The organism is Ruegeria sp. CDSB136, assembly GCF_059610965.1.
The window spans coordinates 37,564-56,483 of record NZ_JBXWOP010000019.1 but is presented as its reverse complement, the minus strand read 5'-3'; the positions used below and the strand labels follow the sequence as shown (position 1 = coordinate 56,483).

Annotated in this window: 22 protein-coding genes and 1 pseudogene; 13 read left to right on the top strand and 10 right to left on the bottom strand. The window is 61.7% G+C overall.

Annotation, left to right across the window (positions count from 1 at the left end):
• Positions 1-2: 2 nt before the first annotated feature.
• Positions 3-563: a F0F1 ATP synthase subunit B gene (locus tag AC2FIR_RS18965; protein WP_170805943.1), complete on the top strand. Its 561-nt coding sequence runs from the start codon at positions 3-5 to the stop codon at positions 561-563.
• 82 nt (positions 564-645) lie between these two features.
• On the opposite strand, the gene AC2FIR_RS18960 is transcribed toward AC2FIR_RS18965, so the two are convergent.
• Entirely contained in the window at positions 646-1,416 is a 771-nt protein-coding gene (locus AC2FIR_RS18960; RefSeq protein ID WP_170611988.1) for a FadR/GntR family transcriptional regulator, read from the bottom strand.
• Between the two features lie 158 nt (positions 1,417-1,574).
• Here AC2FIR_RS18960 and AC2FIR_RS18955 point away from each other — a divergent pair, with 158 nt between their 5' ends.
• The 4 genes from AC2FIR_RS18955 (at position 1,575) to AC2FIR_RS18940 (ending at position 7,198) form a co-directional block, all read left to right on the top strand.
• Positions 1,575-2,768: an aminotransferase-like domain-containing protein gene (locus tag AC2FIR_RS18955; protein WP_170805944.1), complete on the top strand. Its 1,194-nt coding sequence runs from the start codon at positions 1,575-1,577 to the stop codon at positions 2,766-2,768.
• 42 nt (positions 2,769-2,810) lie between these two features.
• Positions 2,811-3,197 (top strand): hypothetical protein, encoded by a 387-nt coding sequence (locus AC2FIR_RS18950; RefSeq protein ID WP_496762885.1) that lies wholly within the window; start codon positions 2,811-2,813, stop codon positions 3,195-3,197.
• Between the two features lie 141 nt (positions 3,198-3,338).
• On the top strand, positions 3,339-6,794 hold the full coding sequence (locus AC2FIR_RS18945; protein WP_496762883.1) for a chromosome segregation SMC family protein: 3,456 nt from the start codon (positions 3,339-3,341) through the stop codon (positions 6,792-6,794).
• A gap of 53 nt (positions 6,795-6,847) precedes the next feature.
• Positions 6,848-7,198 carry a hypothetical protein gene (locus AC2FIR_RS18940; RefSeq protein WP_496747219.1) on the top strand — a complete coding sequence of 117 codons (351 nt, stop codon included), beginning with the start codon at positions 6,848-6,850 and terminating at the stop codon, positions 7,196-7,198.
• A 74-nt stretch (positions 7,199-7,272) separates the two neighbouring features.
• On the opposite strand, the gene AC2FIR_RS18935 is transcribed toward AC2FIR_RS18940, so the two are convergent.
• The 4 genes from AC2FIR_RS18935 to AC2FIR_RS18920 all read right to left on the bottom strand — a co-directional run bounded on the left by AC2FIR_RS18935 (position 7,273) and on the right by AC2FIR_RS18920 (position 11,160).
• Entirely contained in the window at positions 7,273-7,956 is a 684-nt protein-coding gene (locus tag AC2FIR_RS18935) for a DUF1194 domain-containing protein (protein ID WP_496747217.1), read from the bottom strand.
• Between the two features lie 146 nt (positions 7,957-8,102).
• Positions 8,103-9,266 (bottom strand): lytic murein transglycosylase, encoded by a 1,164-nt coding sequence (locus tag AC2FIR_RS18930; RefSeq protein ID WP_480911842.1) that lies wholly within the window; start codon positions 9,264-9,266, stop codon positions 8,103-8,105.
• Positions 9,267-9,277: 11 nt separating this feature from the next.
• Positions 9,278-10,198, bottom strand: a complete 921-nt coding sequence (cbiB, locus tag AC2FIR_RS18925; RefSeq protein WP_480911840.1) for an adenosylcobinamide-phosphate synthase CbiB — start codon at positions 10,196-10,198, stop codon at positions 9,278-9,280.
• A complete protein-coding gene (locus AC2FIR_RS18920) occupies positions 10,195-11,160 on the bottom strand; it encodes a threonine-phosphate decarboxylase (protein WP_496747216.1) in 966 nt (321 codons plus the stop codon). The genes cbiB and AC2FIR_RS18920 overlap by 4 nt, the downstream gene beginning before the upstream one ends.
• A 183-nt stretch (positions 11,161-11,343) precedes the next feature.
• Here AC2FIR_RS18920 and AC2FIR_RS18915 point away from each other — a divergent pair, with 183 nt between their 5' ends.
• Positions 11,344-11,706 (top strand): response regulator transcription factor, encoded by a 363-nt coding sequence (locus tag AC2FIR_RS18915; RefSeq protein ID WP_170611970.1) that lies wholly within the window; start codon positions 11,344-11,346, stop codon positions 11,704-11,706.
• On the opposite strand, the gene AC2FIR_RS18910 is transcribed toward AC2FIR_RS18915, so the two are convergent.
• Complete coding sequence (locus AC2FIR_RS18910; RefSeq protein WP_496747213.1) at positions 11,688-12,677, bottom strand: glutathione S-transferase family protein; 990 nt, start codon at positions 12,675-12,677, stop codon at positions 11,688-11,690. The genes AC2FIR_RS18915 and AC2FIR_RS18910 overlap by 19 nt on opposite strands.
• 210 nt (positions 12,678-12,887) lie before the next feature.
• Between AC2FIR_RS18910 and AC2FIR_RS18905 the strand changes: the two genes are divergently transcribed.
• Positions 12,888-13,241 (top strand): hypothetical protein, encoded by a 354-nt coding sequence (locus AC2FIR_RS18905; RefSeq protein ID WP_170681560.1) that lies wholly within the window; start codon positions 12,888-12,890, stop codon positions 13,239-13,241.
• Here the strand turns inward: AC2FIR_RS18905 and AC2FIR_RS18900 are convergent.
• The 3 genes and pseudogenes from AC2FIR_RS18900 to AC2FIR_RS18890 all read right to left on the bottom strand — a co-directional run.
• Positions 13,238-13,387, bottom strand: a pseudogene (locus tag AC2FIR_RS18900) (L,D-transpeptidase family protein); the annotation flags it as partial. The gene AC2FIR_RS18905 and the pseudogene AC2FIR_RS18900 sit on opposite strands and share 4 nt — an antisense overlap.
• A 17-nt stretch (positions 13,388-13,404) precedes the next feature.
• Positions 13,405-13,635, bottom strand: a complete 231-nt coding sequence (locus tag AC2FIR_RS18895) for a hypothetical protein (RefSeq protein ID WP_321250946.1) — start codon at positions 13,633-13,635, stop codon at positions 13,405-13,407.
• A gap of 18 nt (positions 13,636-13,653) precedes the next feature.
• On the bottom strand, positions 13,654-14,826 hold the full coding sequence (locus tag AC2FIR_RS18890) for a MalY/PatB family protein (RefSeq protein ID WP_170611962.1): 1,173 nt from the start codon (positions 14,824-14,826) through the stop codon (positions 13,654-13,656).
• A gap of 94 nt (positions 14,827-14,920) precedes the next feature.
• Between AC2FIR_RS18890 and def (AC2FIR_RS18885) the strand changes: the two genes are divergently transcribed.
• The 6 genes from def (AC2FIR_RS18885) to speB all read left to right on the top strand — a co-directional run bounded on the left by def (AC2FIR_RS18885) (position 14,921) and on the right by speB (position 18,252).
• Positions 14,921-15,439, top strand: a complete 519-nt coding sequence (def, locus tag AC2FIR_RS18885; RefSeq protein WP_170611959.1) for a peptide deformylase — start codon at positions 14,921-14,923, stop codon at positions 15,437-15,439.
• Positions 15,436-15,930, top strand: a complete 495-nt coding sequence (gene def / locus AC2FIR_RS18880) for a peptide deformylase (RefSeq protein ID WP_496747210.1) — start codon at positions 15,436-15,438, stop codon at positions 15,928-15,930. Before def (AC2FIR_RS18885) ends, def (AC2FIR_RS18880) begins: the two co-directional genes overlap by 4 nt.
• A 42-nt stretch (positions 15,931-15,972) precedes the next feature.
• Positions 15,973-16,887: a methionyl-tRNA formyltransferase gene (gene fmt, locus AC2FIR_RS18875; RefSeq protein WP_496747209.1), complete on the top strand. Its 915-nt coding sequence runs from the start codon at positions 15,973-15,975 to the stop codon at positions 16,885-16,887.
• A gap of 5 nt (positions 16,888-16,892) precedes the next feature.
• Positions 16,893-17,129 (top strand): hypothetical protein, encoded by a 237-nt coding sequence (locus AC2FIR_RS18870; RefSeq protein ID WP_170681551.1) that lies wholly within the window; start codon positions 16,893-16,895, stop codon positions 17,127-17,129.
• A 1-nt stretch (position 17,130) separates the two neighbouring features.
• A complete protein-coding gene (locus AC2FIR_RS18865) occupies positions 17,131-17,367 on the top strand; it encodes a GlsB/YeaQ/YmgE family stress response membrane protein (RefSeq protein ID WP_170611951.1) in 237 nt (78 codons plus the stop codon).
• A 63-nt stretch (positions 17,368-17,430) separates the two neighbouring features.
• Positions 17,431-18,252: an agmatinase gene (gene speB / locus AC2FIR_RS18860; RefSeq protein ID WP_170611949.1), complete on the top strand. Its 822-nt coding sequence runs from the start codon at positions 17,431-17,433 to the stop codon at positions 18,250-18,252.
• A gap of 122 nt (positions 18,253-18,374) precedes the next feature.
• Here speB and AC2FIR_RS18855 read toward each other — a convergent pair whose 3' ends face one another.
• Positions 18,375-18,851: an alpha/beta hydrolase gene (locus AC2FIR_RS18855; RefSeq protein ID WP_496747208.1), complete on the bottom strand. Its 477-nt coding sequence runs from the start codon at positions 18,849-18,851 to the stop codon at positions 18,375-18,377.
• Between the last annotated feature and the right edge of the window lie 69 nt (positions 18,852-18,920).

Genomic DNA, 18,920 nt, shown 5'->3' with positions numbered 1-18,920 from the left:
ACATGCGCAACACTCTTGCTCTTATCCTGACCCTCGGTGCCGCCAGCCCGGCTCTGGCCGCGAGCGGCCCGTTCTTCTCGCTTGGCAATACCGACTTTGTCGTCCTTCTGGGCTTCATCGTCTTCATTGCGGTCCTGTTCTACTTCAAGGTTCCCGGCCTGATTGGCGGCGCCCTGGATAAGCGGGCCGAAGGCATCAAGTCGGAACTCGACGAAGCCCGCGCCCTGCACGAAGAAGCCCGCAGCCTGCTGGCCTCGTACGAGCGCAAGCAGCGCGAGGTGCAGACTCAGTCAGACGCGATTGTAGCGGCTGCGAAAGACGATGCGGCACTGGCGGCGGAACAGGCCAAGGTCGATCTGGAGAAATCCATTGCCCGTCGTCTGGCGGCTGCACAGGATCAGATCGCATCGGCTGAAGCTTCGGCCGTTAAGGAAGTCCGTGATCAGGCCATTACGATTGCGGTTTCCGCCGCGAACGCCGTTCTGGCCAAGCAGATGACTGCGACGCAGGCCAACAAGCTGATCGACGCATCCATTGCCGACGTTGGTGAAAAGCTTCACTAACCGTATCACATTGTGATCAAGGAAAACCCGAAAGCCGCTGGCCTTCGGGTTTTTTGTTTCCGTACAGTCCCGAGTTTAGCCGTCAGGGCTTGCCGGTTTCATGCTCCAGTCGCTGTTGGGCGATTGCCTCGTTCCGCAGCGCTTTCTGCTGATCCGCCAGACATTGTTCAACAAAGCTCAGATGCTGCTCGACCGCCTGCCGCGCGCCCTGCGGATCGCGGTCCTGCAGCGCGGTATTGATGGCGCGGTGCTGTTCCAGAATGGCCTCTCGGTTGGTGCGTTGCTGGAACATCACCTGCCGGTTGTAGAAGACGCCCTGACGCAGCAGATCGTACATCGACCGCATCATGTGCAGCATGACCACGTTGTGGCTGGCTTCGATGATCGCCATGTGGAACTGCGCGTCCAGATTTGCCTCTTCCTCGGCGGCGTTGCGGGCATGGGCGGCTTCCATCTTGTCGATGATCGCCTGCACCACCTTCAGATCGCTTTCTGATCCCAGCCGGGCCGCGCGCTCGGCCGCCAGACCCTCCATATCCCGCCGAAACGACAGATAGTCGAACACGGCCTCGTCATGGCTGCCGAACAGACGGATCAGACCCGGCGAGAAGGCCGAGCCGAGAACATCGGCAACATAAATGCCAGATCCCGCTTTGGCCGTCAGCAACCCCTGATCCTGCAATTCCGATATCGCGTCACGCAAAGACGGGCGCGAGACACCCATCCGGTCTGCCAGTTCCCTCTCCGCCGGCAGGCGCTCTCCGGGGCGCAGGATTCCGCGCAATATCAGCAATTCGATCTGCCGGACCACGGCCAGAGACAGCTTTTCGCTTTGAACTTTGTGAAAGGGCATCGGTCATCACGTGAAATTGGTCAACTAACATGACCACGTATTCGGCCCATGTGCAAGAATGTGCCATCACGATGATTGAAATAATAGGTCAGTAATATTGACTTTAATGCAAACGTGAATAGCGTGCCGCCGTAACAGGGCTGAGGAGGTCGATTGCCATGGACAAGCTTTATGCCACCCGCGCATCCCGGATGAAGGCATCCGAGATCCGCGAATTGCTGAAACTGCTGGATCAGCCGGACATCATTTCCTTTGCCGGCGGCATACCGGACCCGGCGCTGTTCCCGGCGGACGCCTTTGCACAAGCCTTTCAGGCAGCGTTGTCCCCCGCACAAAGGGCGCAGGCCCTGCAGTATTCGGTCAGCGAAGGCTACGTGCCGCTGCGCCAGTGGCTGGCGGATCATATGCGTGCAATCGGGGTCGAATGCGGCATCGACAACATCCTGATCACCTCGGGGTCGCAGCAGGCGCTGGATTATCTGGGTAAGCTGTTCCTGTCGCCCGGGGATACGGCCCTCGTCGGGTGGCCCACCTATCTGGGCGCGCTGGCGGCGTTCAATGCCTACGAGCCGCGTTTTGACCAGCTCAGCATCAATGGCAACCGCGGGGCCGACGAATATGCAGCGGCAGCAGGTCAGGGCGCGGTCAAGTTTGCCTACCTGTCCCCGGATTTTGCCAACCCCACCGGCGAAACGGTCGACCTGCGTGGGCGCGAAACCCTGCTGGATCTGGCCGAGGATCTGGACTGCGCGATAATCGAGGACGGCGCCTATCAGGCCCTGCGCTATGACGGCGATCCGATCCCGCCCGTTCTGGCGCTGGAACTGGCCCGCAAAAGGTCGATCGAAGCGTGCCGCACCATCTATTGCGGAAGCTTCTCGAAAACCCTGTCGCCGGGCCTGCGCATGGGCTGGGTGGTGGCGGCAAAGCCGGTGATTTCCCGGCTGGTGCTGATGAAACAGGCCGCCGATCTGCATTCGGCCACGATCAACCAGATGGCGGTGCACCAGGTGGCACAAGCCTGTTTCGACACGCATATCCCAATGTTGCGCCGCGTCTATGGCGCGCGTCGCGATGCGATGCTGGCGGCGCTGAAGGAGCACATGCCTGAGGGTGTCGCATGGACCCGCCCCGAAGGCGGCATGTTCATCTGGCTAACCCTGCCGAAAGAGATCAACGGCGCCGACCTGCTGGCGCGGGCATTGGAGACGGTGAAGGTTGCCTTTGTGCCGGGGAACGCGTTTTTTCCCGACGGCTCTGGCACAAACACCATCCGCCTCAGCTTCTCGAACTCGGACGAAGAGACCATCCGTGAAGGCGTACGCCGGTTGGGCGAGGCCCTGCGCGCCTGATCCGGAAAGGAAACGTTAACCAGATTGCCGCAAGACTGCGGCATGATCCGTTTGCTTGCCCTGTTGCTGCTAGCGGCCTGTTCGGCTGGCACGCCCTATTTTCGCAACCTCCCGGCCACCCGTGTTGCCGTCAATGGCAGCGTGTTCGATGTGCGTGTGCGCAACAAACTGGCCGAGGCGGTGCGGGTGAACACGCAATACGCCCCGCGTCTGGGACCGATCCGCGATCGCGCGGCGCTGGCCATGGCGCAGGTATCGGGCTGCCCGATCCTGGACGTGCTGGGCGATGCCGCAGTGACGGTCGGCGTTCTGGGCTGCGACCGGGAAATGGGCGAGCGGCTATTACTGACGGCGATCTCGCGTCCGAACTATGAATGTATCAGCTATGGGGGATTCGACTATGCAGTGTATGAATGCACCCCTTATTGAAACGCGCGGATTGTTGCGAGATTTGGCAAGATATTGTGGATAACTCGGATCATTGGTCCATATACTGCGTATCTCCGTTGACACCTCCCCCTTCGGTTGCGCAGACTTCCTACTCATAGGAATCACGGGACCCAGCGGCCATTGCGCTTTAGCAAACTCAAACTGACCGGCTTCAAAAGCTTTGTTGATCCGACCGATCTGATCATCGCGGACGGGTTGACCGGTGTGGTGGGTCCGAATGGATGCGGCAAGTCCAATCTGCTCGAGGCACTGCGCTGGGTCATGGGGGAAAACCGCCCGAAATCCATGCGCGGCGGCGCTATGGAGGATGTGATTTTTGCCGGTGCTGCCACGCGCCCCGCCCGCAATTTCGCCGAAGTGGTCCTGACCATGGACAACTCGGAACGTCTGGCGCCATCCGGGTTCAACGAGAGCGACCAGCTTGAGATCGTCCGCCGCATCACCCGCGATGTGGGCAGCGCCTACAAGACCAACGGCAAGGACGTGCGCGCCCGTGACGTGCAGATGCTGTTCGCCGATGCCTCGACCGGTGCACATTCACCGGCGCTGGTCGGCCAAAACCGCATCGCCGAACTGATCAACGCCAAACCCCGCGCGCGCCGCCGCATTCTTGAAGAGGCGGCGGGTATCTCGGGCCTGTATCAGCGCCGGCACGAGGCCGAGCTGAAATTGAAAGGAACCGAAGCCAACCTGACCCGGGTCGATGATGTGCTGGAACAATTGGGCACCCAACTGGCGCAACTCGCCCGTCAGGCCCGCCAGGCCGCCCGCTATCGCGAGATCGGCGAACAACTGCGGCAGGCTGAAGGGATGTTGCTGTATCGTCGTTGGAAAGAGGCCGACATGGCCCGCCAGCAGGCCGAGGAAAAACTGCGCGACCGCATCACCGAAGCCTCGCGCGCCGAGGCCGAAGCCCGCGCGGCTGCCGCCAAACGCGCCGAGATCGAAGAAACCCTGCCACCGCTGCGCGAGGAAGAAGCCATCGCCGCCGCCGTCCTGCAGCGCCAGCAGGTTCAGCGCGACCAGCTTTCCGATCAGGAATCCCGCGCACGCCAAACCATCGAAACCCTGACCAACCGCATCAAGCAACTTGGCAACGATATCGAACGCGAAGCCGGGCTGAACCGCGACGCGGGCGAGATGATCGAGCGTCTGGAATGGGAAGCCCGTGAGCTGGCCAAAGCGGCCGAAGGTCATGACGACAAAGTCTCCGAGGCTGCCGAAATCGCGCGCGAAGCCGCATCCGTGCTGCAGGACCGCGAGGATCACCTGTCGCAGGAAACCGAGGACATGGCCCGCCTCGTCGCCCGCCACCAGTCGGCGCAGCGGCTGGTCGAGGACAGCCGCAAGACCCTGTCCCGCTCTGAGGCCGAAGAAGACAAGGCGCGCGCCGCCGTGGATGAGGCCAAAGCTGCCCTGACCCGTGCCAGCGAAGCCTTTGAGGTCGCGCAGGACGGTGAGGAAGAAGCCCGCGAAGCCGCCGAAGCCGCCGAGGAAGCTTTGGCCGCCGCTGACGAGCTGCGCAACGACACGCAGGCACGCGAGGCGGAAGCCCGCGCGCAAAGGTCCGAAGCCGAAGGGGAGTTGGGGGCCATTCGCGCGGAAACCATGGCGCTGGCCAAACTGGTCGAACGGGATACGGCCGAAGGCGGGCAGGTGCTTGATCTGCTGCGTGTGGCGCCGGGCTATGAAAAGGCGCTGGGGGCTGCGTTGGCCGACGATCTGCGCGCGCCCCTGGTCGAAGGCGACGGTCCTTCCGGCTGGGTTCAGGTTGCGGGATATGACAATGATCAGCCCTTGCCCGACGGTGCGGAACCGCTGGCGCTGCATGTCTCGGGGCCGGATCGCCTCAGCCGCCGGATTGCGCAAATCGGGTTGGTGGATGCCGATCTGGGCGCGCGACTGCAAGCTTCTCTGAAGCCCGGCCAGCGGTTGGTGTCGCGGTCCGGCGATTTGTGGCGCTGGGACGGTTTCAGGGCCTGGGCTGAGGATGCGCCAAGCGCGGCGGCCCTGCGGCTTGAACAGCTCAACAAGCTGGAAGCGCTTAAGCAGGAACTGACCCGTACCGAAGCGCAGGCCGATGGTGCCCGCGCCGCGCACGAGGCGCTGTCTCGGAAACTGGCGGATGTGACCGAAGCCGATCGCCGCGCGCGCGAAGCCCGCCGTGCTGCCGATCAGCGCATGGCCGAAACCGCCCGCCTGCTGAGCCGGGCGGAGGCCGACCGCAACCTGGCGCAGGGCAAGCTGGAAACCCTGTCCCTTGCAGTGGATCGCCATAAAGAGGACGCCATGTCCGCCCGTGTCCAGTTGCGCGAGGCCGAAGGCGCATTGAGTGGTCTGGGCGACCTCGACAGTGCCCGAGCGCAGGTCGAGGACATCAAGCAGACGGTCGAGGCGGCGCGGATCACCATGCTGACCCACCGCTCGACCCATGACGAATTGCGCCGAGAGGGCGAGGCGCGGACCCGACGCTCGCAAGAAGTGACGAAAGACCTCAGCGGTTGGAAGCACCGTCTGGAGACGGCGGAAAAGCGTATCTCGGAACTGGCTGAACGCAAGGAAAGCTCGGAAGAGGAACTGTCCGATGCTATGGCCGCCCCCGGCGAGATTGCCGAGGCCCGCGAGGAGTTAAACGAACTGATCGAGGCGGCCGAGGCCCGCCGGGCCGAGGCCGCCGACAAACTGGCTGAGGCCGAGACCCAGCAGCGCGAGGTGGTCCTGGCCGAGCGCGAGGCGGAACGCCATGCCTCGGAAGCCCGCGAATCCCGCGCTGCCGCCGAAGCGCGCTGTGATGCGGCGAAAGAAAGCGTCGTTGCCGCAGCCGAACGCATTGCCGAGGATCAGCAACTGACCCCGAACCAGCTGCTGAACCAGTTGGACACGAACCCCGACCAGATGCCCGCCGCAGATGCGCTGGAGGCCGAAGTGAATCGCCACAAGCGTCAGCGCGACGCCATGGGTGCGGTGAACCTGCGTGCCGAAGAGGACAGCAAGGAGGTTCAGGAGGAGTTCGACACCCTGAACAGCGAAAAGGCCGATCTGGAAGAGGCGATCAAGGCCTTGCGCAGCGGCATCGCCAGCCTCAACCGCGAAGGACGCGAACGGCTGCTGACCGCATTCGAACAGGTGAACGCGAACTTTGCCATGCTGTTCAAGCACCTGTTTGGCGGCGGTGAGGCCAATCTGGTCATGGTCGAAAGCGACGATCCGCTGGACGCGGGGCTTGAGATCATGTGCCAGCCGCCGGGCAAGAAACTCTCGACCCTCAGCCTGCTTTCTGGGGGTGAACAGACGCTGACGGCGACGGCGCTGATCTTCGGCGTCTTCCTTGCCAACCCCGCACCGATCTGCGTGCTGGACGAAGTTGACGCGCCGCTGGATGACGCCAACGTCACGCGCTTCTGCGATCTGCTGGACGAGATGTGCCGCCAGACCGACACGCGCTTCCTGATCATCACCCACCATGCGGTGACCATGGCGCGGATGGACCGGCTGTTTGGTGTCACCATGCAGGAGCAGGGCGTCAGCCAACTGGTCTCGGTCGACCTCAAGAAGGCCGAGCAGATGGTCGCCTGATCCATCACTGCAATGTCATGCCCATTTCAGACCCGCGCAGGGTAGGGTGGGGCATGACCCGTTTTCTGTTCATTGCCCTGCTGACCGCCAGCCCGCTTGCGGCTGCAGAATGGACCACCAAACCCGGAGACGTCCCCCTGAGCGCGCAGGAATTGGACGCATTGGCGGGCCGCACGCTGACATTCTACGACGACGGGAAATCGAAATACTCGGTGGGAGGGGCCTATTCCTACACCTATGCCAGCGGCGAATCGGCGTTCGGCACCTATTCCATCGCCGAGGACGGCAGCGTTTGCATCGCCTATCGCAACGGCTTCAACCGCTGTGACCTGTATGTCCGCAGTGGTGAACGGCTGATCCTGATTGATCAGAAAGGGAACCGCTATCCGGTGCGGCCGGAGTGAGAGCGAGGCGTGCACCGTCGATCATTTCATCCACTGGCTGCTAGGCGGGGCTAAGCTGCCATGCGCTTTATTTGCTATCGCGTTGCAAGCAGCTGATCTTGGAGTTCCCGTAGCAGCTTTCTCTTCATGGCCCGCGCGTAGTCCGCATAGCCGTTCGCGATTTCTACAAATGCGCCGGGCCCAGAAATTACATGGTTCGCATAGTAAGCTTGAACCTCTGTCTCGGCCCCTTCGATCACTAGCCCGTTGACAGTCACGCGCTCGAAAGGAAAGTGTCTGTAAGCGCTTTCTGGCGGGTAGCGGTGGTTGTGGATACCATCACCGGAAACATCGAGAACAAGCCGGTCACACCAAGACACCTCGCTAAGTTTAGTCGCTCCGAAACTAAGCGCAGCGCCTATTGCGGTCGGATATTCGGCCGCTCCGCGCTGATGGACGAACAAGCGCTCAATGAACCCGGACAAATCCTGTTCGTTGTGGATAAATTTCCAAGGAGAGATGATCGTTTGCTGGTGGTAACCACTCCATTCGTAGGCCATCAGCGCAACAGCATCAGGTCTGGACAGGATCACGCTTCGTACTGATGGGTCGGACAGTGCGGCAGCCAGGCCTTCACGCTGCATTTTGTGTTCGGCATCGTCCACGCTGACCGAAACATCGAGTGCAAAAGCAAGGGCAGTCGAGCATTCTGGTTCTTCTGCTGTTGCCGGGCAGGTCGGCAGCAGCGCCAATAGGGCAATGCGTGCCAAAGGGATCATCGTGAAGCGCTCCTTTGCAACGTGTTTGATGAAAGAACGATAGCATATCGCCCGGGATTCGTCAGAATCGGCGTTGCCAGAACACTTGAAGCTTCGGAACATCCTTCTGTGATATGTTCCGGTCTGGGCTCAAAGCAGAGATTTGATCACAACCGCCCCAGCAACTCCGCCGTGGGCCACGCATCCGCAGGCAGCCCCAACCGGACCTGTTCGGCTTGCACCGCAGCGCGTGTCCCAGCGCCCAGAATGCCATCGATCTTGCCCACGTCATGCCCGCGCGCCTGCAGCTTGCCCTGCAACTGCTTCATTTGCGCACCGGACAGGCCCTGCGCCGGATTGCCCGCATTGTAGATCTGCGCGCCTTCAAGGCGTGTTCCGAAATAGGCGGCGGTCAGAACATAGACAAAGCTCTGGTTCCATTCGAAATAAACGTCGAAATTCGGATAGGCCAGAAAGGCCGGGCCCTTGTGACCCTGCGGCAGGATCAGCGAGGCGGGCAAATCCGCCAACGTCCCATCGCGCGCCTGAACGCCCATCGCCTGCCATTCTGACACAGGCCGCGGTTTGCCGGGGCCGGACAGCGACCAATCCATCTGCGCTGGTACCGTGACTTCCTGCAGCCACGGCTGACCCGGTTGCCAGCCCAGATGCGACAGCATCTTTGCCCCCGACATCAGCGCATCGGGCGCGGATGTCTTCAATGAGACCTTGCCGTCGCCGTCCCCATCGACACCGTTTTCCAGAATGTCACGCGGCAGCATCTGCACCATTCCGATCTCGCCCGCCCATGCCCCGGTGGTGCGGGCCGGGTCGAAATTGCCTTGTTGGTACAGCTCGATTGCCGCGAAGATTTGCGGCCGGAACAGTTCGGGGCGGCGGCAGTCATGGGCCAGCGTCACTAGCGCGTTGCGGGTGTTGAAATTGCCCTGAAACGCGCCGTAATCGGTCTCGAACGCCCAGAACGCTAACAACACGCCGCGTGAGACGCCGTATTCCCGTTCGATCCGGTCGAACACCGCATCGTATTTTCCTGACATGGCCTTGCCCCGGTCGATCCGGTTCTGCGAGATCAGGCGACGGGAAAACTCGATGAAGGGTTTCTGGAACACGCCCTGCGCCCGGTCGGCTTTCAGCACTGCGCCATCCTGCTGAACACCATTGAAAAAGCCGTCCACGGTGGATGTGTCGAATCCCTGCTCAATGGCTTCGTCTTTCAGGCCCTTTACAAAGGAATTGAACCCGCCGCCGCATTGGGCAAAGGCAGGGGCGGCAAACAGGGTGGCGGCGATCAGGCCGGAAAGAAAACGCATGAGTGTGCCCGTCAGAAAATAAAGTTAAGCCCAACCCACACCGACACGAGGCCCAGTGCAAGCCCCCAAACCCGCCAAAGCATGTCACATGCGCGGAAAACCTCTGTCGCGCCGATCTCGCGCGGGGCTTCGCCATTGACCCATGCCAGATCGCGCACCTGCCCGTCGTAGCTGCGCGGGCCGGCCAGTGCCACGTTCAGCGCCCGCGCCATAGCGGCTTCGGGCCAGCCTGCATTGGGCGAGATATGCTGGCGCGCATCCCCTGTAATTTCAGGCCAGCGGTTCCATTGTCCGGACAACGCCACGATCATCAGGCCGGTCAGCCGGGCCGGGATCAGGTTCAGCAGATCGTCGAACCGGGCCGCAGCCCAGCCGAATTCCCGATATTTGTCGTTGCGATAGCCGATCATGCTGTCGGCGGTGTTCACGGCCTTGTAGATCAGCAGGCCCGGAAGCCCCGCGACCAGAAACCAGAAGGCCGGCGCGATCACCCCGTCGCTCAGGTTCTCGGCGGCGCTTTCGATGGCCGAGCGCGCAACCTGCGCCTCGCTCATGTCGCGCGTATCACGCGACACGATCATGGCGACCTTCGCGCGCCCTTCGGGCAGGGATACTCGCAACCCGTCCGCGACGTCCTTCACATGCGACACCAGCGATTTCTGCGCCAGCAGGATGGCGCAGATCACGACCTCGGCCATCCATCCCAGAAACGAAAGCGCCCAGCCAATCAGGACCGACGCAACAACCAGCAGGACGACAACCCCGACACCCTTGAGCCGTCGCATGGCCCCATGGTTCAGGCGCTTGTCCAGCCAGCCGATTGCATTGCCGAATACCACTGCAGGGTGACGCAACCGCGACCACAGCCAGTCCGGTTCACCCAGCGCAGCGTCCAGGGACATGGCGCAGATCAGCACGAACGCGCCGGTCACAGCGCGGCCTCAAGCCTGTCCCAGCCGTTGGCGGGCGGCAGGCCAAGACGCAGGTAGGTTTCGGAATAAGGAAAGGTGCGGCTCCAGATATGGGCCTGGGCCAGGCGGTCCTGCCAGGCGGCGGCATTGTCCACCTCGTAGAGGCGGAACAGGGTCGTTCCCCCGACCAGCCTTGCGCCCTTGTGCGTGACCAGCCTGTCCAGCTGTGCGGCTTCGTCACTCAACCTTGCACGGGTGGCCTCGGCCCAGCCGGTGTCCTGCAGCGCCCGGGTTCCGATACGCAGGGCCGGACCCGATACCGCCCATGGCCCGGTCAGATCGTTCAGTCGGGCGATCATGTCCTTCGGACCGACGGCAAAGCCCAGCCGCAACCCCGCCAGCCCCCAGAACTTGCCAAAGCTTTTCAGAACGATTGTGCCGGGACGGTCCGACAGACGGATCAGTGAGGCGCCGGGTGTGACGTCGCAAAAGCTCTCGTCAATCACAGTCAGCGGAGAATCGGCGTCGCGCTCGGCCCAGATCCGGCCATCCGGGTTGTTGGGGTGCACGATCACCCGGGCCTCGGCCGCGCCGTCCCCGGTGACTGACCAGCCCTGTGCGGCAAAGGCCGCCGCGTGTTCATTATAGGTGGGCATCGTGATCCGGACCCGCCCCGTTGCTGCAAGCGCGGGAATGCGGGCGATCAGGGCCGACGCGCCGGGCGCGGGCAGAATCGCGGCCTCATCGGGAACCGACCAGAACTGTCGCGCAGCCTGGGTCAGACGCTCGAACGCGCCGTGATCGGGCAATTCGGTCCAGTCCGATGGCACCAGCCCGGAAACATCGTAGGGATGAGGGTTGATCCCGGTAGACAGATCGATCCAGTCGCTGCGCGTGCCGCCATAGCACCGGATGGCCCCGTCCAGCCCGCCGCCGTGATCCCGGTTGCTGCGCGGGTTCAGGTTGCTATTACCGCCGATCATATGAATTTTGCCCCAAAACGCCCGATTCAGCCCGCTTCAAGCGGATTTTTGCCTTTTTGACAAGCAAATCCGCGTGATCAGAGCCCCTCAGGGCCGCCATTAACACTTTGTTAAGGAAATCGCGTGATCACGAATTACGGGGGTCGGCACCGTTCACCTTATCAAGTGCCGAGGTTGTTGCAAATGAATGTTCTGATTGTTGAGAGTAACCCCGACCTTGGTCGGGTCTGGAAAAGGCATCTGGAAAGACAAGGCGCGATCGTTACGCTCGTCGCCGGCCAGGAGGCTGCGATCCTTGCGCTTTACGGAACGGCCTTTGATGTCATCGTGCTTGATCTGGTTCTGGAAACCGGCAGCGCGCTGGCGGTTGCGGATTTCGCCAGCTATCGCCGCCCCGAGGCGCGGGTGATCTTTGTCACCAACACAACGTTCTTCTCGGACGGTTCGATCTTTGCCCACAGTCCCAATGCCTGCGCTTATGTGCAAAGCGAAACGCCGCCGGAGGATCTGGCGGCGATGATCGAGCATTACGCGGCGGGTCGCTGATCGCGCCGGTGCGGTTCTGAATAATCCAGCTCCGGGTTCACGGGAATGATGCGATGCGGGTTTATGCTGTCGTGGCTATAGTGATAGTGGCGCACGATGTGGTTCATGTTCACCGTCTGCGCGACGCCCGGCCACTGATAAAGTTCGCGCGTATAGGCCCAGAGGTTCGGGTAATCGATCAGCCGCCGTTTGTTGCACTTGAAATGCAGATGATAGACCGGGTCGAACCGGATCAGGGTGGTGAACAGACGCCAGTCGGCCTCGGTCACGCGGTCGCCCATCAGATAGCGGCTTCGGGCCAGCCTCTCCTCCAGCCAGTCCAGCGTGTCGAACAACGGATGCACGGCCGCGTCATAAGCTTCCTGTGTGGTGGCAAAGCCTGATTTGTAGACACCGTTGTTGACGTCGGAATAGATGCGGGCGTTGACCGCTTCAATCTCATCCCGCATCGCCTCGGGCCAATAGTCATCGGTATTGCCGGTGATCCCGTTGAAGGCGCTGTTAAACATCCGGATGATTTCCGAGCTTTCGTTCGACACGATCGTCTCCTGCGCCTTGTCCCAAAGGATCGGCACCGTCACACGGCCCGAATAGGCAGGATCGGCTTTGGTGTAGATTTGATGCGCATGGGTCAGACCATAAAGCGTGTCGCCCGTGGCGCCTTGAGCGTCCGGTTCGAATGTCCACCCCTGATCCAGCATGTCCGGGTTGACCACCGACACGGAGATATGGTCGCCAAGCCCCTTCAGTTCCCGAAAGATCAGCGTGCGGTGCGCCCAGGGGCAGGCAAAACTGACATACAGGTGATAGCGCCCGCTTTCTGCGGCGAACCCGCCTCTGCCCGACGGGCCGGGGCTGCCATCGGCGGTCAGCCAGTTGCGAAACTGCGCGGCCGAGCGTTTGAAAGCTCCGCCGGTTGATTTGGTGTCATACCAGGTGTCATGCCACGTGCCGTCGATCAACAGGCCCATATCGGCTCCTCCGTTTGCGGTTCACAAGAACATATGATGCCGCGCCGAACCTTCCTACGTCACCAAGCGCGCAACCGGTCTGCACCCGTGCACATCCGGCGCTGGGATTTTCGTGCAACAGATCATTGGCAAGCCGCGCCATGTGACCCGGTTCACTGGATTTTTACATCCATGCCCTCACAATAAAGGGCACCGAAGGGGAATTTTTGTATGAGTACGTATGTTTCAAAGGAAATGCGCGCCGAGTTGGACGCCGCGCGAATCGCCACATTGAAGAAAACCAGCCGTTTGCGGGTGGAGATGGGCGACAATTACTTCAAGATCCTCAAATTGTGGAAAGACGGTTTCTCGGTCGAGGCCGCGACGACCCCGCGCTTGCGCGGGCTGGTCGACATCTATGACGGCGCGACCCACCTGTACCAATGCCTGATCATCGCCGATGAAGAGGAAGCGGGCGAAATGCGCTATGAATTCAAGCGCAACACCGTTGCCGCCGACAGCGCTCCGCTGGATTTCTACCGATCCCCCGATGCGCCGATCGCACTTCTGGGGCATGAGGACTAGGGGCGGATTTCCACCGTCCTACCGTGTTCCGTAAGGCTCCAAAACTGTGCTATCTCGATATTGGAAGTCGCAATGCAGCCTGCTGTCCAATCGCCGGGCAAGGTCGGTCCGACAATGCCGATGGGTTGCCAGTGGATGAAAATATCGCCACGGGGATCAACCCCTACTGCCGCGCAAGGGCGATGCCCTTCGGTTGCGGATAATTAAGCCCTAAGGACAGGTGAAATGCGCTTTGAGGATTGTCGCGATTGACGGCGAAAGTACCCTCGAGCGTATTGCCGTCGCCTCCCCGTACCTTATTGCCATCCGCTGCAAACCCCAGCGCGATATCGGGCTGCATCACCACCGCGCCCTTCAGAGTAGCGGTCAGGCGCCGGGCAGATTCCTCGATCAAAAAGGCCCGGCGCACCTGTTACTGCAAGTCGCCAAACGCCCGTTTCAGCCGGGCGCAGGCGTCTTCGACCCGTGATTTCTGGGTCGCCAGATTGAACCGCTCAAACGTCTCGCCGCCCGTGCCGAAACCGGGGCCCGATGAGGTCGCGATCTTTGCATCCTCGCGCAGGCGGCGGACAAATTCGGCGTGATCCATCCCGGTGCCCGAGAAATCGACCCAGGCCAGATAGGTCGCCTGCAACGGCATCGACCACAGTCCGGGAATTTCGGCGATGGCGGCATCGAACAGTTTCCGGTTGTCGATCAGATGCGCGATCTGCGCATCGACCCATTCCGCCCCCGCAGGGGAATAGGCGGCGGTAACCATGGCAACGCCCAGAGCGGATGGATCATAGTCCAGCGTGTAAAGCCGGTGCCGCATCGTGGCGCGCAGCTTGTCGTCGGGGATGATCAGGTTGCCGGTGCGTTGACCCGCGATGTTGAACGTCTTGGACGCCGCCGTCAGCGTCACCGTCCGGGGCCGCGCCTCGGGGGCGGCGACATCCATCGGCACGAAGGTGTTTCCAGGATAGACCAGATCGTGGTGAACCTCGTCTGAAACCAGAAGCAGTCCGTTGCGTTCGGCAAAGGCAGCTACAGCCCGCAGTTCATCCGGCGTCCAGACCCGGCCCGACGGGTTCTGCGGCGAACACCACAGCAGCAACTTCTCGGACCCGTCCAGCCGCGACTGCGCATCTTCCAGATCCAGCGCGTAAGTATCACCGTCGCGCACCAACGGGCATTCCACGACGCGCCGCCCGGTCTTGTTCACCTTATGGGCAAACTCGTGGTAAACCGGCGGGAAAATGACCACGCCATCACCCGGTTCGCTCCAGACATCCAGACACAGTGCAATGGCATTACCCAGGCCTTGCGCGGACAACACCCAGTCAGTGTCGATTTGCCAGTTGTGCCGGGTTTTCATCCACCAGGCGATGGCCTCAAGGTATTGCGGGTGCTGCCAGGAATACCCGAAAGTCCCTTGATCGGCCGCCGCGCGCACCGCTTCGATCACGCAAGGCGCGGTGGCATAATCGGAATCCGCCGTCCACATCGCCAAACCGTCCCGGGGTGAAACTCCGTACAATTGTTCCATCTTGTCCCACTTGGTACAGTTGGTTTCGCGGCGGTCGATCGGGTCGTTGAAAGTCATGTCTGCTCCATTTGTCACGCCGAAAGCTAGCCACTATTGACACAAGCGCAAGGGGGGCGTTGCGGCTGGGCGCGCGTTGCCCTAAATCAGCCTCATGAAACGTGATATTCTGATCCATCCCGATCCCCGCCTGAAAAAGGTCTGCGCGCCTGTGGCCGACCTGACGGACGCGCTGCGCACGCTGGCCGATGACATGCTGGAGACGATGTATGATGCGCCCGGCATTGGCCTTGCCGCGCCGCAGATCGGCGTACTCGAGCGGCTGATCGTGCTGGATTGCGTCAAGGAAGAGGGCGAAGCGCCGCGCCCGCTGATCATGTTCAACCCGGAAGTCATCGCCGCCTCGGAAGAAACCAATGTCTATGAGGAAGGCTGCCTGTCGATCCCTGAACAGTATGCCGAAGTGACCCGGCCCAAGGTGGTGGACGTGGCCTGGATGGACGAGAACGGCAATGCACGCACCGAAACATTTGACGGTTTGTGGGCAACCTGCGTTCAGCATGAGATCGACCACCTGAACGGAAAGTTGTTCATCGACTATCTCAAACCGCTCAAACGCCAGATGATCACCCGCAAGATGCAGAAGCTCAAACGTGAACGGGCCCGGACATGACCGTCCGCACCTGCCTGCCCTGGCCGGACAAGCGCCTGCGCACCAAGGCCGATGACGTCACCGAGATCACCGACGAAATTCGCGCCATCTGGAACGACATGATCGACACGATGGAGGCGATGCCGGGCGTTGGCCTCGCTGCGCCTCAGATCGGCGTCATGCTGCGGCTGGCCGTAGTCGACGGTTCGACCGAGCCGGGCCGGGCGATCCGGCTGGCGAACCCGGAAATCCTGCACAGTTCCATTGAGCTGCGCGAGCATGATGAGGCCAGCCCGAACCTGCCCGGTGTGTCGGCCAAGGTGAAGCGTCCGCGCGCGGTGACGGTGAAATATATCAATGAACAGGGCGTCGTCGACCGCCGCGACTTTGTCGGGATCGAGGCGACAAGCGTTCAGCATCAGATCGACCACCTGAACGGACGGATGTATTTCGACCGCCTCAGCAAGGTCAAACGCGACATGCTGCTGCGCAAGGCCAAGAAACTCACGTAGGCCGGGCTTCAGCCCGGCACCCCAGCACCTCCGGAGCCGACGATGCGCATAATCTTCATGGGAACCCCTGATTTCTCGGTCCCGGTGCTGGATGCGCTGGTCGAGGCCGGGCACGAGATCGCCGCCGTCTATTGCCAGCCGCCGCGCCCGGCCGGACGTGGGAAAAAAGACCGTCCGACCCCCGTACACGCCCGCGCCGAGGCGCTGGGCCTGACTGTCCGCCATCCCGTTTCGCTGAAATCAACCGAAGAACAGGCCAAATTCGCGGCACTGAAGGCAGATGTGGCCGTTGTTGTCGCTTATGGGCTGATCCTGCCGCAACCCGTTCTGGATGCGCCCGCGCGGGGGTGTCTGAACATCCATGCCAGCCTGCTGCCGCGATGGCGCGGCGCCGCCCCGATCCACCGGGCGATCATGTCGGGGGACGCGCAGACCGGTATCTGCATCATGCAGATGGAGGCCGGACTGGATACCGGCCCGGTCCTGCTGCGTCAGGAAACTGATATCGGGCCCGAGGAGACGACCGTCCAATTGCACGACCGGCTGTCTGACATGGGCGCCGGGCTGATCGTCGAAGCGCTTGCCAAACTGCCTGATCTGACACCCGAGCCGCAGCCCGATGATGGCGTAACCTATGCCACCAAGATCGACAAGGCTGAGGCGCGCATCGACTGGGCACGGCCCGCCGCCGAGGTTGATCGCCAGATCCGCGGCCTGTCACCGTTTCCCGGCGCATGGACGGATATCAGCGGCGAGCGCATCAAGCTGCTGGCGTCGCGTCTGGCCGAAGGGCAGGGCGCACCGGGCGAAGTTCTGGATGCAACCCTGCGCGTGGCCTGCGGTGACGGGGCGGTCGAACTGCTGCGCTTGCAAAGGGCGGGCAAAGGCGCGCAGGATAGGGAAACCTTTCTGCGGGGCTGGCCGATCCCAATTGGCACCCGGATGTCTGCGGAGTAAGCTGAATGTTCATGATCCTGATGGGCACCGTCGTGATCGCCGGAATCGTAGGGTATCTTTCTGAAAAGACGGGCTTTACGCATAACGGATATCTGCCCTCGATCATCATCTGCGTTGGCGGGGCTTTTCTGTTCTATTTCGTCCGTATCATGTTCGGCATCAGCTTTGGCCCGCCCGGTTTGGACGCAATGCTGTCCTCCATCGGTGCCCTGATCATCGTGCCGACGCATTGGAGGAAATGACATGCCGGTTGTCGCCCTGATCGTGATCGGAGCCGCCGCTGGTTTTCTCGCCACGCGATTGATGCGGATCGAAGCCGATATTCCCACCACCATGCTGATTGGCATCGTTGGCGCTCTGATTGGCGGCTTTGTGTTGCGGATGCTGGTGACTGTGATGGGCTGGCTTTCCGGCTTCGTGGGCGCTGTTTTGGGTGCGCTTCTGGTGATCTGGCTGTGGCAGAATTACCTGCGGCGCTGATGTCTTGACCTTTCGGTGCGTTAAGGGCCAGATCACGGCCGATCCGCAACGCAAGGAAGTCCAATGCCGCATGATCTGAAACCGGGTGACGTCGCCCTGATGGGTGTCCCGCTGGACCTGCATTCCTCATTCCTGCAAGGTCCGGCCTTTGCCCCGGGCCGCATCCGCGAGGCGTTGCATTCCGGTGCCGCCAATCTGACCGCCGAAGACGGCACCGATCTGGGCGCGACCGACCGGTTCAGGGACACAGGCGATCTGGACGTGTTCGAGATGCGCGGCCAGGAACCCATTGACCGGATCGAAACAGGGGCAGCCGAGCGCATCGCCACAGGCGCGCGGTTGTTGTCGCTGGGCGGCGATCATTCGGTCGCCTTTCCATTGATCAAGGCGCATTCCGAACGGTACGAAGGGCTGAACATCCTGCATATCGATTCACACCCCGATCTGTATGACGAACAGGATATCGGCCCGCTTGGCCATGGATGCCCCTTTGCCCGCGTGATGGAAAGCTGCCGGATCAACCGTCTGGTGCAAGTTGGCATCCGGACGATGAACACCCATCAGCGAGAGCAGGCCGAAAAGTTCGGGGTCGAGGTCATCGACATGCGCAACTGGCGATCCGACCTGCAGATTTCTTTCGAAGGTCCGGTCTACCTGTCGCTGGATCTGGATGCGCTGGACCCGGCCTTTGCGCCCGGTGTCTCGCATCACGAACCCGGTGGACTCAGCACGCGCGAGGTCATTGATCTGATTAACCGGTTTCAGGGCCAGCTGGTCGGTGCGGATATCGTGGAACTGAACCCGCATCGCGACCCTTATGGCATGACGGCCATGGTCGCGGCCAAGTTTGTCAAGGAAATCGGCGCGCGCCTGCTGCGCCGCTAGCGGTTGTCACAAACCTCGGCTGATCCAAGCCGCGGGGCGGTGCCGGTCGTCATGCCAAACAGTTCGGTCTCGGCCGCGGTCATCCAATGCATGCCCTCGGCCGGGGCTGCGGCCAGCGTGAACTAATAGAACTCCTCGGGCGCGCCGATATCGCGGAAATAGTCCAGATAGCGGTCGTGTTCGGGGTCGGTGGTTGGAATTTCGGTCGCAACGATGCCTGCCCCGCTCCAGCTGTGAACGCCGACGCAGGCGCCCGGCTGCAAAATGCGCCGCTTGCCGGCCAGGAACAGATCCGTTCCACCAGACGCAATCAGCCCGTTTGACGGAACGATGATGTCGAAGCCTGCATCATGCACTGCGCGGCTGAACACCACATTGGCGTCATCGTCCGCCGACCCTTCGATATTCAACAACACCAGCGTCCGGATGTCTGGGTTGCGCGCGACAACCTTTTCAAAGGCGGCAAGCGTGGTGTCATCGATTGTGCCGGTTGCGATGATCTGATCATCCCGGGCGACAAACTGCACAGGCTGGTAGAACGTGCCGCATGACGCCAGCAGGCTCAGGCAGGTGCAAATAATGGCTGGGCTGGTTTTCATCCGGATACTCGCACTGTGACGGCCATGAGGTATCAGCGCGCAGATGGCCCGTCCACCGGTCAGGGCGAC